Annotated in this window: 12 protein-coding genes and 1 other annotated feature; of the genes, 4 read left to right on the top strand and 8 right to left on the bottom strand. The window is 48.1% G+C overall.

Annotation, left to right across the window (positions count from 1 at the left end; all coding sequences use genetic code 11):
• Positions 1-108: 108 nt before the first annotated feature.
• Positions 109-1,368 carry an ATP-dependent RNA helicase SrmB gene (gene srmB, locus A1OO_RS02685; RefSeq protein ID WP_017004574.1) on the top strand — a complete coding sequence of 420 codons (1,260 nt, stop codon included), beginning with the start codon at positions 109-111 and terminating at the stop codon, positions 1,366-1,368.
• Positions 1,369-1,608: 240 nt separating this feature from the next.
• Positions 1,609-3,147 carry an alanine/glycine:cation symporter family protein gene (locus tag A1OO_RS02680; protein WP_017004573.1) on the top strand — a complete coding sequence of 513 codons (1,539 nt, stop codon included), beginning with the start codon at positions 1,609-1,611 and terminating at the stop codon, positions 3,145-3,147.
• Positions 3,148-3,230: 83 nt separating this feature from the next.
• On the opposite strand, the gene yaaA is transcribed toward A1OO_RS02680, so the two are convergent.
• Together yaaA and A1OO_RS02670 are read right to left on the bottom strand one after the other, a co-directional pair.
• Positions 3,231-4,004, bottom strand: a complete 774-nt coding sequence (yaaA, locus tag A1OO_RS02675; protein ID WP_017004572.1) for a peroxide stress protein YaaA — start codon at positions 4,002-4,004, stop codon at positions 3,231-3,233.
• A gap of 112 nt (positions 4,005-4,116) precedes the next feature.
• Positions 4,117-5,574 (bottom strand): alanine/glycine:cation symporter family protein, encoded by a 1,458-nt coding sequence (locus A1OO_RS02670; protein ID WP_017004571.1) that lies wholly within the window; start codon positions 5,572-5,574, stop codon positions 4,117-4,119.
• Positions 5,575-6,201: 627 nt separating this feature from the next.
• On the opposite strand from A1OO_RS02670, the gene A1OO_RS02665 reads away from it, so the two are divergent.
• A complete protein-coding gene (locus A1OO_RS02665) occupies positions 6,202-6,384 on the top strand; it encodes a DUF3545 family protein (protein WP_016961715.1) in 183 nt (60 codons plus the stop codon).
• A gap of 122 nt (positions 6,385-6,506) precedes the next feature.
• Here A1OO_RS02665 and A1OO_RS02660 read toward each other — a convergent pair whose 3' ends face one another.
• The 3 genes from A1OO_RS02660 to nfo all read right to left on the bottom strand — a co-directional run bounded on the left by A1OO_RS02660 (position 6,507) and on the right by nfo (position 8,812).
• Positions 6,507-7,034, bottom strand: a complete 528-nt coding sequence (locus A1OO_RS02660) for a hemerythrin domain-containing protein (protein WP_016961717.1) — start codon at positions 7,032-7,034, stop codon at positions 6,507-6,509.
• 181 nt (positions 7,035-7,215) lie between these two features.
• Entirely contained in the window at positions 7,216-7,896 is a 681-nt protein-coding gene (gene ung / locus A1OO_RS02655) for a uracil-DNA glycosylase (RefSeq protein ID WP_016961719.1), read from the bottom strand.
• Positions 7,897-7,945: 49 nt separating this feature from the next.
• A complete protein-coding gene (nfo, locus tag A1OO_RS02650; RefSeq protein ID WP_017004570.1) occupies positions 7,946-8,812 on the bottom strand; it encodes a deoxyribonuclease IV in 867 nt (288 codons plus the stop codon).
• 368 nt (positions 8,813-9,180) lie between these two features.
• Here nfo and grcA point away from each other — a divergent pair, with 368 nt between their 5' ends.
• Complete coding sequence (gene grcA, locus A1OO_RS02645; RefSeq protein ID WP_017004569.1) at positions 9,181-9,558, top strand: autonomous glycyl radical cofactor GrcA; 378 nt, start codon at positions 9,181-9,183, stop codon at positions 9,556-9,558.
• 78 nt (positions 9,559-9,636) lie between these two features.
• Here the strand turns inward: grcA and thrC are convergent, their stop codons facing one another.
• The 3 genes from thrC to thrA are packed head-to-tail and all read right to left on the bottom strand — an operon-like array spanning position 9,637 to position 14,338.
• Complete coding sequence (gene thrC, locus A1OO_RS02640; RefSeq protein ID WP_017004568.1) at positions 9,637-10,920, bottom strand: threonine synthase; 1,284 nt, start codon at positions 10,918-10,920, stop codon at positions 9,637-9,639.
• Positions 10,917-11,876, bottom strand: a complete 960-nt coding sequence (gene thrB, locus A1OO_RS02635) for a homoserine kinase (protein WP_016961724.1) — start codon at positions 11,874-11,876, stop codon at positions 10,917-10,919. Before thrB ends, thrC begins: the two co-directional genes overlap by 4 nt.
• Before the next feature lie 2 nt (positions 11,877-11,878).
• Positions 11,879-14,338: a bifunctional aspartate kinase/homoserine dehydrogenase I gene (gene thrA, locus A1OO_RS02630; RefSeq protein WP_017004567.1), complete on the bottom strand. Its 2,460-nt coding sequence runs from the start codon at positions 14,336-14,338 to the stop codon at positions 11,879-11,881.
• A 49-nt stretch (positions 14,339-14,387) separates the two neighbouring features.
• Positions 14,388-14,506 (bottom strand) — a sequence feature (Thr leader region).
• Between the last annotated feature and the right edge of the window lie 211 nt (positions 14,507-14,717).

Here is a 14,717-nt window from a genome sequence, read left to right as displayed (position 1 = left end):
ACTTGAAATTATCTTAACTATCTATGTCAGTTAATCTCGTTGAACGATGCATCTTGAGGATGTTTGGGTATATAATCCGCCCCCTAACTTTGAGTGGAGAAACAACGCGTGCGAACTTTTGCAGAACTAGAACTGGATCCTAAACTGCTAATGGCGCTGGATGACATTGGCTTCGAGCGACCAACCGCTATCCAGGCTGACGTGATCCCTCATGGTATGGATGGCCGTGATGTATTGGCGTCTGCGCCAACCGGAACAGGTAAAACCGCAGCATTTGTGCTGCCTTTGTTGCAGCACTTACTGGACTTCCCGCGCCAAGACCCAGGCCCTGCACGCGCACTGATCCTCACTCCAACTCGTGAGTTGGCGATCCAAGTCGCAGACCAAGCACGTGCGCTGGCGAAAAACACAGATTTAAAAATTATCACCATTACGGGTGGTATTTCTTATCAAGAACACGCCGAAATTCTGGGTAAAACACAAGATATCGTGGTGGCAACACCAGGTCGCTTGATGGAATATGTAGAAGGCGAACGCTTTGATTGCCGCGCCATTGAAAGCTTGGTGCTCGATGAAGCCGACCGCATGCTAGACATGGGCTTTGGCCCTGCCGTTGAGCGTCTGTCAAATGAATGTCGCTGGCGTAAGCAAAGTATGCTGTTCTCAGCAACGCTCGAAGGCAAAGGCATTCAGGGCTTTAAAGAGACGCTGCTGACCGATCCTGTCGAAGTGACCGCAGAGCCGCCTCGCCGCGAACGCAAAAAAATCACCCAGTGGTATTACCGCTGTGATGACATGAACCACAAATACGCATTGTTGAAGTCCATTCTGGCAGATCAAGCCAACCGTGCGATCATCTTTGTGAAAACCCGTGAGCGTCTTGCTGCCCTTCGCGAAGAACTGACCAGACAGAAGATAAGCTGTGCGTGGATCCAAGGTGAAATGGCACAAGCCAAACGCACCAATGCGATTGAGCGATTCTCAAGCGGTGAGATCAACTTCCTGCTCGCAACAGATGTTGCCGCGCGCGGTATCGATGTACCAAACATCAGCCACGTCATTAACTTTGATTTACCACGCAAAGCGGATGTGTACTTGCACCGTATCGGTCGTACTGCGCGCGCGGGTAAAAAAGGGAATGCCGTTTCGCTGGTCGAAGCACACGATCAAGCCATGATGGATCGTATTTGTCGTTACATGAATGAAGACGTCAAAGAGCGCCATATCGAAGGTTTGAAGCCGTCGCATAAAAAGCCTGCCTTCAAGAAGAAAAAAGTCAAAGCACCGAAGAAGGTCTTAAAAGCTAAAGCTAAAAAAGTAGCAAAGAAAGTGGCGAAAAAAGCAGCGAAAACAACGGATAAATCGTAAATAAATAGATTTTACATCCTAATAACGTTAAAAAAGGAGGCTGAAAGCCTCCTTTTTTTGTTCCTTGCGATCACTCGCAGCAAAAAATGCTAATCAGCCAAGGGAATACAGGCTGAAGATCGGGCTCACAAAGCGCCACATTATTAACACAAAATGTTAACAATACAGCTCTTTTTGAGATTATCCTGCCTCTGGATAACAATTAACCTGTTCAATATTTTTCATTAAAGGGATCTTATAATGCAATCTGTTGTTGATTTTTTAAACAGCATCATCTGGAGTCCAGTCCTTATATACCTATGTTTAGGTGCAGGTCTGTTTTACTCCATCGCGACGCGTTTTGTGCAAGTTCGTCAATTCAAAGAAATGACCCGCCTACTGTTTTCTGGCAAAAGTTCTGACAAGGGCATTTCATCATTTCAAGCACTCGCCGTTTCACTGTCGGGTCGAGTCGGTACCGGTAACATTGCAGGTGTGGCCGCAGCTATCGGCTTTGGTGGTCCAGGTGCCATCTTCTGGATGTGGGTCGTCGCGTTCCTAGGCGCTGCAACGGCATACACCGAATCAACACTGGCGCAAATCTACAAAGAAGAAGACAACGGAGAGTTCCGTGGTGGTCCGGCTTACTACATAGAAAAAGCCATGGGTCAGAAGTGGTATGCATGGATCTTTGCTATCGCAACTATCTTCGCATGTGGCGTATTGCTGCCAGGCGTTCAATCAAACAGTATCGGTAACGCAATGGAAGCCGCGTTTGGTCCTGGAGAGATGATTGAAACGGCACTGGGCACATTTAGCACAGCCAAAATCATCACAGGTGCCATCATCTCTATCCTGCTTGGTTTCATCATTTTTGGTGGCGTTAAGCGAATTGCAAACTTTACCCAAGTGGTTGTGCCGTTCATGGCACTGGCTTACATCATCATCGCGTTCGTCATCATTTTGCTGAACATCACTGAAATCCCGGGCATCATTGCGATGATCGTGGGTGATGCCTTCACGCCAATGGCAGGCTTTGGTGCAGCCATCGGTTGGGGTGTTAAGCGCGGGGTTTACTCGAACGAAGCAGGTCAAGGCACGGGTCCTCATGCTGCCGCTGCCGCTAACGTGCAACACCCAGCACAACAAGGTTTGGTGCAATCGTTCTCAATTTACATTGATACCCTGCTGGTATGTTCAGCAACGGCGTTTATGATTTTGATCACTGGCGCATACAACGTGCACGGCGCAGGCGAAGCCTTCATCGTTCAGAACATTGCTGCGGATATTGCCGCGAATGGTCCTGTGTACACGCAAATGGCCATTGAAAGCACCATGCCTGACTGGGGCAAACCCTTCATTGCTGTTGCTTTGTTCTTCTTCGCCTTCACCACCATTTTGGCGTACTACTACATTGCAGAAACTAACATCGCGTACATCCGTCGTACCTTCAACGTATCGGGCATGATGTTTGTGCTGAAGTTGGTTCTGATGTCGGCAGTCTTCTATGGCACCGTCAAAACGGCAAACCTTGCTTGGGCAATGGGTGACGTTGGCGTAGGCTTGATGGCATGGCTGAACATCACAGGTCTATTAATTATCTTCTTCCTAGGCAGACCTGCTCTGGTCGCACTTCGCGATTACGAGCGCCAGCAAAAAGACGGGGTGGAAGAGTACACGTTCGATCCTGTTAAGCTGGGTATCAAAAATGCCGATTACTGGGAACAACGTCTGGCACGTCGAACCCAAGATAACGAAGCGGAAAGTGTTTCAGGTAAACCTGTAAATCCCACGGCGTAATCTAGACGTAAAGACAGCAGACAAAACGAAAAAGGTTAGCGAAAGCTAACCTTTTTTATTGCCTCACATCGACATCAAAAGCGCTACTGCTCTTCGCGTTTGAACACCAACTCTTTGTCGTTAGATTCTTCTGCGCTGAACCAGTAACCCGCTATATCGAACGCCTTCAGGCCTTCAACAGAATCAATACGGTTGTCGATGATATAACGCGCCATCATGCCGCGCGCTTTCTTGGCGTAAAAGCTGATCACTTTGTACTGACCGTTTTTACGATCTTTGAAAACAGGTGTAATGATCTGCCCTTTCAACTTGGCAGGCTTCACCGACTTGAAGTATTCGTTCGATGCCAAGTTTACTAATAGAGTATCGTTTTGTGCTGCCAGAGCCCCGTTAAGCTCACCTGTGATGATGTCACCCCAGAACTGATAGAGGTTACTCCCACGCTCGTTCGCAAGCTTAGTGCCCATTTCAAGGCGATAAGGCTGCATCAAGTCCAATGGTCTCAGCAAACCATACAGGCCCGAAAGCATCCGCAGATGATCTTGCGACCAACTAAAGTCTTCGTCACTCAGGGTTTCGGCTTCAAGGCCGGTATACACATCCCCTTTAAACGCCAAAATGGCAGGACGCGCATTGTCTGGGGTGAATGTCGGTGACCATTCTGAAAAGCGCGCGGCATTGAGGCCTGCAATTTTATCGCTCACCTTCATCAAACTGCCGATATCAGCCGGCGTTAGTTGACGACACACTTCAATCAGTTGTTGTGAATGCTCGATCAACGCGGGCTGCGTGAAACGCTCCGTCGCCAGTGGTGATTGGTAATCCAAGGTTTTGGCTGGAGAGACCACAATCAACATAATGTTATTCCCTTCAAACTGTTATTAACGAAAGAGTACCATTAGGCACAAAAAAAGCCACGCGATGCCGCATGGCTTTTTCCAATCATAGTCATTGGTGAAACCGAATCAATCAGCCCTTAGAGGATAGGCTTTCCGATACGTTCTCGTTCGGTTTACCCCACACGCCCGGCTCAATTTGAGTGAGCATTTCTGGGTGATGCCGGCTATTGAAGGTCGGTACTTTTCCACTATCGAGTTGCTGATTATAATCCTTAGCCAATTTCACGACCGTGCCGGACAGCAGCAAAATCGCCACCATGTTGACAATCGCCATTAGCCCCATGGAGGTGTCGGCCATGATCCACACCACAGGCAATTCAGCCATCGCACCAAACATCACCATGCCAAGCACAATCATGCGGAAGACATTCAAGCCCGCCTTGTGGTTGTGCTCCAGAAAAATCAGGTTCGTTTCTGCGTAAGAGTAATTAGCAATAATCGAGGTAAACGCGAAGAAGAAAATGGCGACGGCCACAAAAATCTCTCCCCACGCGCCCACTTCACTCGACAATGCACGCTGCGTCAGTTCAATACCCGTGATCTCACTGCCCGGCATGTATTCGCCTGACATTAAGATAATGGCGACTGTCGCGGTACAAATCACGATGGTATCGACAAACACGCCCAGCATCTGAACATAGCCCTGTGATGCAGGATGAGGAGGATACGGTGTGGCACTGGCCGCAGCATTCGGCGCTGAGCCCATGCCCGCTTCATTTGAGAACAAACCACGTTTAATGCCCTGCACCATGCCTTGCGCAATGGTGTAACCCAATGCGCCTGATGCCGCTTCTTCTAACCCAAATGCACTGCGGAAAATCAACGCGAACACGTCGGGTACTTTCTCTAGGTTGGTCAGCATGATGTAGAAGGCCAACAGCAAGTAGAGCGTCGCCATCACAGGCACAATCAATTCCGCCGTGCGGGCAATTTTGCGAATGCCACCGAAGATGACAAACGCAGACATCAGAACCAGTGCAATCCCTACATAAAGTGGGTCGAAACCAAAGGCAACGTAGGCGGCTTGCGTGATTGAGTTAGCTTGAACAGAGTTAAATACCAGACCAAAAGCCACGATAAGCAAGATGGAGAAGACGACGCCCATCCAACGCATACCCAGCCCTTTTTCCATATAGTAAGCAGGGCCGCCTCGGAAGTTCCCGTCATCATCACGGGTTTTGTAAAGCTGCGCCAACGTACTCTCAGCAAACGCTGTCGCCATGCCCAATATGGCAATTAGCCACATCCAGAAAATAGCACCAGGGCCACCTAGCGTTAGCGCAACAGCCACACCAGCCATGTTACCCGTACCCACACGGGCTGCGAGGCTAGTACAAAGTGCTTGGAAGGAGGAAATACCTTCGCTATCTGACTTGCGGCTATTCTTCATCACCTTAAACATATGGCCAAAATGACGGATCTGGATGAAGCCAAGACGCAATGTAAAAAAGATCCCGCCACCGATAAGTAGATAGATGAGCACCGATCCCCAGATGAGATCGTTCAAAAAATTAATCAGACTTACCACGCCTACCTCTCTTTACGCATAAACATTCTCGCAGCGACTAAGTCTCCGTATTGGAGCGTGCGATTTGAAACAACCAACAAACACTAGAACATGCTCGCGTCGGTCGAAATAGATGAGGAGCTTTTGAACAAGAAAAGGGTTCAAAACTCCAAAAAAGTGTTGTTTGTGTCTTGGTATTGCGGAGGGTTCCCGCTATTTGAGGCGAGATGATGAAGGTTGCCAACCTAAAAATCAATATGAACTCAAACACACATCAGTGTGATATTTATTGCGTCACAAGATGTTGAGAAGTCAATAAATATGCATTCTATCAACATAAACGAAACATTTCCCCAAGAAAATAACGCCTCTGTTTCTCGTGTTCTCACACTGTGACTGTTTTGTCTGTGGTGCAAGTCTGTTGCTATGACAGGACTTTTCGCGCATTCCTCGCAACCGCTTGCAATAACCGATGCCAAAGCACACTAACGCACTGCAACTGCGCGCATTTTGTACAACGCACTTATAATAGTGATTGACCTCTCATGAAAACTTCACCGAGGTGTAACAAATGAGAAACACTTCAATTTTATTTTATGAAAGGTTTGATACTTAATGAGTAACCGCTAGGGATAACGAGGTGAATTTATGGATAGCTTTGCCTTTGACAACATTTTCGAACAAGAACGACCACAACGTGGTGGACGCACTAAACAAGCTAAACGGAAATGGAGAGAGATTGAAGCGCTGAAAGACCAACAGCGCCTGCGTAGAGAGCTTCAAGATATTGATATGCTCGGCGACTTCAGCAGCAGCGAGTTTGAGCTTTAGGCTGAATACCCATTTGGTTTCTAACCCTCCCACGCACAGGATTGTGCGCTAGACGGAATCGTGAAAAAGGCACCCACTCGGTGCCTTTTTATTGTCTTTGAATAACGGTGTTGATGAGATATTTATAGCGCGGCAGCCAACTCTTTAAAGCGCACCGCCACTTGCTCACCAAACAGCGGATCTTGCTCCTCTTCCTCCCATTGCGATTGCAAAGAGTTCCAGTCATCCGTCGTCAGCGTTTTCTCAATGGCTGGCAACACAGAACTTTCTTCCAACTCCAAATGACTGCGCTGCTGCTCAACAAACTTGTTGAGTCTGTCCGCGAACAGATCGAGCGGGATGACGGCATCCATCAATATCATTTCAACCGTGTCAGCGAATTCCGCTGTGAGTACTGCCAATTCCTCGTGCTCAGCATCCAGCTTTGCAACACCTTCGTGATCGTCATAATGCGAGACATAATAGTGGTAGATCAGATCTTCTTTCGGGTGATGGTATTTTTCCGCATACTCCTGCAAATACATTACCGTGTCGCGGATCTGCCCAAAGTTCACAGGCTTCTCATCACGAATAGCTCCCAAGTTTTGGGTAAGTAATCTAAGCAATCGGCTTATGTTACTGTGATCTCTATGAATGCTTGCTACTAACATAGCGCCTCCTTTCTTCATTCACTCGACCCTTTCAGTCTAAACCTCCCGAGTAATGAGAACTTGCGCATGGTCATTTTTTGTTCAGTTAATGTCTGGCGCGGATTGAGCAAAAAAAATAGCCCGCGATCCGTTTCACGAATGCGGGCAATATTGTTGTGCTTTCGCTATCAGCTATCAGTTATCAGTTATCAAGAGAAGGTTGCCAGTTAATCGGAGATTTACCCATCTCTTCCAGTAAAGTGTTGGTGGCAGAAAAATGCTTACAGCCAAAGAATCCACGATAAGCTGACAGTGGTGACGGGTGAGGCCCTTCAAGCACATGGTGACGAGTGCGATCAATCGCTCTCCCTTTTTTGCGTGCATGTGCTCCCCACAACAAGAAGACCACACCCTCTCGATGCTGATTCACAGCATCAATGATGCGATCCGTGAAGGTCTCCCATCCCAAGTGCGCGTGCGAATTCGCATTACCTTGTTCCACCGTGAGCACGGTATTCAAGAGCAGTACCCCTTGATCCGCCCAACTTTTCAAATAGCCGTGATCAGGGACGGTAAAGCCTTCAATATCTTGTTCTAGCTCTTTATACATATTCACCAAAGACGGCGGTGTTTTAATGCCCGGGAGGACAGAAAAGCACAGGCCATGCGCTTGATTAGGCCCGTGATAAGGGTCTTGCCCCAAAATCACCACACTGACATCAGCAAACTCAGTGAAACGAAAAGCATTGAAGACATCTTCTTGGGGTGGGTAAATCACTTTCCCCTGTGCTCGCGCCTGTGCGACCGTATCCAACGTTTGTTTTAGATACTCTTGTTCTTTTTCCTGACCAATAACGTCATCCCAAGTGACTGACTGCGTCATGCTGACCTCGCGTGTGTGAATTTACGAACCTAAGCGTGCTATACCGTCGCTACATAGCAACAGGCGCTGTTGCCGCAGCCTCAAACTGACGTAACAAGCGTATTTCATCTGCCCAACGCTCTGGCTTTATGGTTTCCAAAATAAGCGGTATCCCGTTGAAGCGCTGATCTTGCATGATCACCTCGAAACACGGTAGGCCAATTTCACCATCTCCCAGCGCCTGATGACGATCCACGCGACCACCAAGCGGCGTTTTCGAATCGTTCAAGTGCATTGCACGCAGATAATCAACCCCCACTAAACGATCGAACTCCGCAAATGTCGCCTCGGCAGCACTGTGTGTTCGCAGATCATACCCTGCAGCAAAGGCATGGCAGGTATCGATGCAGACACCCACTCGAGATTTGTCACTCACCTGCGAGATGATCGAAGCGAGTTGCTCAAACGACCAACCCATGTTGGTTCCCTGCCCTGCGGTGTTTTCAATAACAGCAACCACATTTGGCACCGCGTCATGGGCAAGGTTAATGGATTCAGCAATCAACGATAGGCACGCTTCTTCGCTGATTTTTTTCAGATGACTACCCGGATGAAAATTAAGCAAAGGCAGACCGAGGGTTTGGCAGCGTTCCATTTCGTCGATAAAGGCATCGCGAGATTTAATCAGCTTGTCTTCTTCTGGCGCACCCAGATTAATCAAGTACGAGTCATGGGGAAGAATTGCTTCGGGCACAAAGCCCAATGCTTGGCATTTCGCCTTAAACGCTGCGACGGTCGAGGCCTCTAACGGTTTTGCCTGCCATTGACGTTGATTCTTGGTAAACACCGCGAACGCGTTAGCGCCAATTTCAGCAGCATTCATGGGTGCTTTATCTACCCCTCCTGCAGCCGAAACATGCGCTCCAATAAATTTCATAACATTTCTCACTTTGTTTATACCCAAACAAGCATCTTGCGGTTGCTTGGGTATAGTAACTGACAACAGTTTAAGTTACTTAATCCAAGATAAAAGCAGAACATTTACCGCAAACCGCCCATCAAAATGTAGTAATAAAATTACAAATGTAATTTTTGGCCAATCTTTAGCTTGTTACCGAATTGTTTTAAATACAGATAATTAAGTTTTTATTGATTAAGCGCAAGAAATCAAAGGCGACAATTGGGCATATTTTGATTGTATTTTGACTAAAATCAAAATAACCTTACGGATAGTAAGGTATACAAGTACCCAGCTCATCAAATGATGGAAAATTAAAACCACCAAGCCTATCAAGGGGAAAGAATATGATCACTGGTATTCAAATCACGACAGCCGCTAACGACGACCTACTGAATTCTATCTGGCTGCTGAACAGCGAGACCAATGAAGCACGTTGCATCGCTGCTAAAGCAGGCTTCGAAGCAGACCAAGTTATCCCAGCCGCCGATCTGGGTGAGTACGAAAGCCGCGATATCGCGATTGAAGTACCAGCGAAAATTGAAGGTGGCCAACACCTGAACGTTAACGTCCTGAAGCGTGAAACACTGGAAGATGCTGCTAAGCACCCAGAAAAGTACCCACAGTTGACGATTCGTGTATCAGGTTATGCTGTTCGCTTTAACTCGCTGACCACTGAGCAGCAACGCGACGTTATCGCACGTACTTTCACTAGCTCTCTGTAATAGATACTTCTATATACAAATCGCTAGAATGAAAAAACCGGCCAATTGGCCGGTTTTTTATTTTTCAGCAAAGGCTTATCAGCCAGCTACCTTCATCAGGTATGCGCGAAGCTGTGCAAATTCTGCATCTTGCTCCACTGACAACAAATCCATCACGGCATGTTTCGCCAAAGGACCCGGCAACGGAATGTCTAGCCCCAAGATCTCATCCACCGACTCTTTGAATTTCGCAGGGTGTGCCGTACAAAGGAACAGGCCATGCTCGCCATCTTGCAGTTGCTCGTTCAACGCACGGTATGCGATAGCACCATGTGGCTCACACAGATAACCCGCATCAAACATCGCTTTCAACGTTTCTGCCGTTTCTTCATCGGTTACCGCCGCTGAACCCAACTCATTCAAGCCCCAGCCTTGCAACTGACATAGCTCTTCGATACGCGGCCAGTTGTTTGGCTGGCTCACATCCATGGCGTTAGACAACGTGGCGATAGTTGGTGTTGGCGTCCATTCACCCGTTTTTAGGTAACGTGGCACGGTATCATTTACGTTGGTCGCGGCAATAAAGCGTTTAATTGGCAAGCCAATCGCTTTCGCCAGCAAACCTGCAGTGAGGTTACCGAAGTTACCACTTGGTACGGCAACCACGAGGTTCTCGCGCTGCGCTTTCGTCAGCTGTGATGCCGCTTCGAAGTAGTAACAAATCTGTGCCATCAAACGGCTGATATTGATTGAGTTTGCTGAGTTAAGGCCAATAGCAGCGCGAAGCTCTGCATCGTCAAACGCATCTTTTACCATGGCCTGACAATCATCAAACGTGCCGTTGATTGCCACGGTGTGGATATTACCACCTAGGGTACAGAACAGTTTTTCCTGCAGCGGGCTGATCTTGCCTTTCGGGTACAAGATAACCACTTTGATGTTTTCCATGCCAAAAAATGCATGGGCAACTGCCGCTCCTGTGTCACCGGACGTGGCCGTCAGAATAGTCACTTTGCCACCGTCAGAAACAGCCGCGAGTGATTGCGCCATAAAACGGCCGCCAAAGTCTTTGAACGCCAGCGTAGGGCCATGGAACAGCTCCAACGCGCTAACGGTGTCAGTGACTTTTTCAACGGACGCAGGGAACTGAAACGCGTTTTCGACCATGCTGCGCACAGTGTCTGGCGTTAGTTCATCGCCGATAAGCGCTGACAAGATTTCACTGCTACGTGTGACAAAGTCTTTGTCTAGCAGCGCATCAATGTCATCAAATTTTGGTAATTCACTTGGGAAGAACAAGCCTTGATTACGGCCAAGCCCTTGTTTTACAGCCTGTCCGAATGAGACCTGCTCGTCGTTTTCCTTGATATTGTAAAGCTTCATAGTTCACTTCCTGTCACTGTCGATCCCTTCACATCCAATCGACAGATGTGGACAAATCCTTCTTCATTTTGAACATAGTGGTCTTGCAACCACTTGGCGACACGCTCAGCAACCTCTTTGTCATCGGTAATACTGAACAGCGTCGGGCCAGAACCAGAGATGCCGGTTGCTAGCGCGCCAGCTTCTTGTGCATAACGTCTTGCATCCGCAAAACCCGGCAGCAATTTTTCGCGATACGGTTCAGCCACCACATCTTTGATCATACTCGCTGCCAATTGCGGCTGACCAGAGTAACAGCCATGGATAAAGCCTGCCAGATGACGACCGTGATTAATCACATCCTGGCGACGATATTGCGCGGGTAAAATGGCTCGTGCTTCGGCGGTAGGCACTTTAATGCCGGGATACGCCATCACCCAATACCATTCATCAAAGCAAGGCACTTGCTGACTAATGATGCCCATCTGCTCGACCATCAGTTGCAAGCCACCCAAGTAACACGGCGCGACGTTGTCGTAGTGCAAACTGCCTGAAATTGCCGCTTCCATCTCACCCATCAGAGCAAGAAGCGTGGTTTCATCGAGCGCTTCATCATGGAATTTATTGATCGCATCCAATGCCGCCACAATAGAACATGCACTTGAACCCAAACCGGATCCAATCGGCATATTCTTTTCCAGCGTCATGACGATGTTGCGAACAGGCTCGCCACGCTTTTCCATCTCACGACAGAAAACAAGGTAGCTTTGATAAACGATGTTTTCTTCTTGATCCGCTGGCAGCTTATCAACAAAGCTGCCAACACAATGGAGAGTGAATGGCACATTTCCGCCATCCGCGACCATGACACGATCACCGAGTAGAGAGCCATCAATTGGAGAGACTGCTGCCCCTAAAACATCAAACCCAACACTCACGTTGCCGATAGACGCCGGCGCGTAAACAACAACACTCATGATTACACTCCCAGCTTCCAGCCAAGTGTACGCATCAAGTCAGCGAACACACCCGCCGCAGTCACCTGAGTGCCTGCACCGTAACCACGTAATACCAATGGAATTGGTTGGTAATAACGACTGTAGAAAGCCAGTGCGTTTTCACCCTCTTTGATCTTAAACATTGGGTCATCAGCATCGACGGCTTGAATTTTCACCGAGCAATGACCTTTATCAATACAACCGATGTAGCGCAGCACTTTGCCTTCCGCGCGCGCTTCCGCTGCAATCTTATTGAAGTAAACGTCAGCTTCTGGCAGCTTGGCCATGAAGGCATCAACATCGCCAGATGAGTCAAAACCCGGTGGCAATGCAGGCTCAACGTCAACATCTTCAAGTTCAAGGTTCATGCCTGCTTCACGAGCAAGGATCAATAGCTTACGCGCCACATCCATCCCCGAGAGATCGTCACGTGGATCTGGCTCGGTAAAGCCGCTATCACGCGCAACAGAGGTTGCTTCACTAAAGCTTTGACCTTCATCGAGCTTACCGAAGATATGAGACAGTGAACCGGACAGGATACCCATGAACTTCTCAAGCTCATCTCCCGCAGAGATGAGGTTTTGCAGGTTTTCAATAACAGGCAGGCCAGCACCTACTGTGGTGTCGTACATGAACTTACGACGGCTTGCGCGCGCAGATTTACGCAGCTGTTGGTAATAAGCCATGCTCGCGGTGTTGGCTTTTTTGTTCGGTGTGATCACATGGAAACCTGCCGACAAGAAATCTGCATATTGATCAGCAATTGATTGATCAGAGGTACAGTCGATAAACACGGGGTTGATGATGTGGTTTTGCTCCACCAAACTCACCAAGCGAGACAAGTTAAACGGTTCATTGATGTTTGTCAGTTCGTCGCGCCAGTTGTCAAGATCAATACCTTTGCTGTCTAGCAACATCCCGCGGCTGTTTGCTAACCCGCAAACTCGAATGATAATGCCTTGGCTTGCTAATTTGCTCTGCTGACGCTTCACCTGCTCGACCAGCTCACCGCCCACACCGCCAACGCCAACAATAAATACATCAAGGTAGTGATTACTGTTAAATAGGTTCACGTGACACGCTTTCACGGCTTCCGACACACGGTTGTCCGGAATAACCGCCGAAATAGAGCGCTCAGAAGAACCCTGTGCAATCGCGACGATGTTGACGTTCACTTCCGCTAAAGAGGTAAAGAACTGAGATGCCACGCCTTTCGCAGTGCGCATCGCATCACCCACCAATGAGACAATCGCGACGTCATCGACAAAATCGACAGGCTCAAGCAGACCGTCTTTTAGCTCAAGTTCAAAGTTCTCTTGCAGTGCACGCTGTGCCAGTGGCTTGTCTTGCGCTTCAATACAAAAACTGATGCTGTATTCAGACGATGACTGAGTGATCAAGACAACAGAAACGCCCGCTGCTGACATGGCGCCGAATACACGTGCTGCCATGCCTACCATGCCTTTCATGCCAGGGCCAGACACGTTAACCATGCTCAGCTCACTCAAGGTAGTGATGCCTTTTACTGCAAGGTTGTCTTCACCGTTGTCGAAACCAATCAAGGTGCCTGCACCCTGAGGGTTTGCCGTGTTTTTAATCAGGCATGGGATGTGAAAGCGAGCAATAGGAAGAATGGTTTTCGGGTGCAAGACTTTCGCACCGAAGTAAGACAGTTCCATTGCTTCTTGGTAGCTCAATGATTTCAATAGTTGTGCATCTGGTACTAGGCGGGGGTCACAGCTATAAACACCATCCACATCAGTCCAAATTTCACAGCATTCTGCTCGCACACATGCGGCCAAAACGGCTGCCGAGTAATCCGAGCCGTTACGGCCCAAGGTCACCAATTCGCCTTGCTCATTCGACGCCGTAAAGCCCGGCATCAAGCCAATGTGTTTCGCTGGGATAGGTTCTTTGCTGAAGTTGTCAGAAGAAACTTCGATATCCACCATGGCTTCAAGGTAATCACCTTTAGCCTGAAGGTAGTGAACAGGGTCGATCACGAAGGTGTTGTGACCACGTGCTTGTAGCAACGCTGACATGGTGGCAATAGAGAGACGCTCACCTTTACTGATAATGCGTGCATAAATGTTGTCAGGACACAGTCCCAGCAACGCAATGCCGTGAATATATTGCTTAAGCTGATCAACTGAGCGCGCTAATTCAACATACAGCGCTGCTTTGTCAAAATCCGCTTCCATTTCGGCAAGACCGTCAAACAGTGCCGAGAAAATCGACTCAATCAGTGCAACCTGACTGTCTGCTTCGCCATGTTTCACTGTGTGATCAATCACATCAACTAAGGCATTCGTGATTTTTGCCGGCGCAGATAATACCGCTGACACGTCACCCTGACAGGTATTGCTTGTGATGATTTCTGCTGCGCGGCTAAAACGTTCCGCATTGGCTAATGATGTGCCACCAAACTTTAAAACTCGCATCCTTACCTCCAACTCCTTCCTGAACCCGAAAATTCAATAACAAATAAGCGAAAAAAAAGCCCGCACATCTTTTTAGTGCGGGCTTTTTTTTAAATTTCTGTGCATGTCAGCCCGCACCTTCACCCATGGTGATGGTAATAATGGTGATAATGGTTGTAGTGCCGACTGTATGAAGCATCGCTTTGGACCTTCCGTGCTGCGTTTTTATAACCTTTACTCAATGCAGGGTATCAGGTCAACAAAAATTTAAGTTATCTATCAAAAAAACGCCATAATTCGCAAGATTAAATTAACACAATTAAAAGATGAGAAAGCGCAGCATTCCGCCCCTTGATGCTTGCGATTGTGAAAAGAGCACGACATAGTGAATTAAATTGAG

This window comes from Enterovibrio norvegicus FF-33, assembly GCF_000286835.2.
GTDB lineage: Bacteria > Pseudomonadota > Gammaproteobacteria > Enterobacterales > Vibrionaceae > Enterovibrio > Enterovibrio norvegicus_A.
Note: the sequence above shows the minus strand (reverse complement) of the source record. Positions and strands in the feature narration are given on the sequence as shown.

Bases quoted from the DNA above. Each gene is read 5' to 3' on its own strand.
- thrB (WP_016961724.1), bottom strand. From the start codon at position 11,876: ATGAGTGTTGTTGTTTACGCGCCGGCGTCTATCGGCAACGTGAGTGTT.
- thrA (WP_017004567.1), bottom strand. From the start codon at position 14,338: ATGCGAGTTTTAAAGTTTGGTGGCACATCATTAGCCAATGCGGAACGT.
- A1OO_RS02680 (WP_017004573.1), top strand. From the start codon at position 1,609: ATGCAATCTGTTGTTGATTTTTTAAACAGCATCATCTGGAGTCCAGTC.
- A1OO_RS02660 (WP_016961717.1), bottom strand. From the start codon at position 7,034: ATGTTAGTAGCAAGCATTCATAGAGATCACAGTAACATAAGCCGATTG.
- yaaA (WP_017004572.1), bottom strand. From the start codon at position 4,004: ATGTTGATTGTGGTCTCTCCAGCCAAAACCTTGGATTACCAATCACCA.
- grcA (WP_017004569.1), top strand. From the start codon at position 9,181: ATGATCACTGGTATTCAAATCACGACAGCCGCTAACGACGACCTACTG.
- nfo (WP_017004570.1), bottom strand. From the start codon at position 8,812: ATGAAATTTATTGGAGCGCATGTTTCGGCTGCAGGAGGGGTAGATAAA.
- ung (WP_016961719.1), bottom strand. From the start codon at position 7,896: ATGACGCAGTCAGTCACTTGGGATGACGTTATTGGTCAGGAAAAAGAA.
- thrC (WP_017004568.1), bottom strand. From the start codon at position 10,920: ATGAAGCTTTACAATATCAAGGAAAACGACGAGCAGGTCTCATTCGGA.
- A1OO_RS02665 (WP_016961715.1), top strand. From the start codon at position 6,202: ATGGATAGCTTTGCCTTTGACAACATTTTCGAACAAGAACGACCACAA.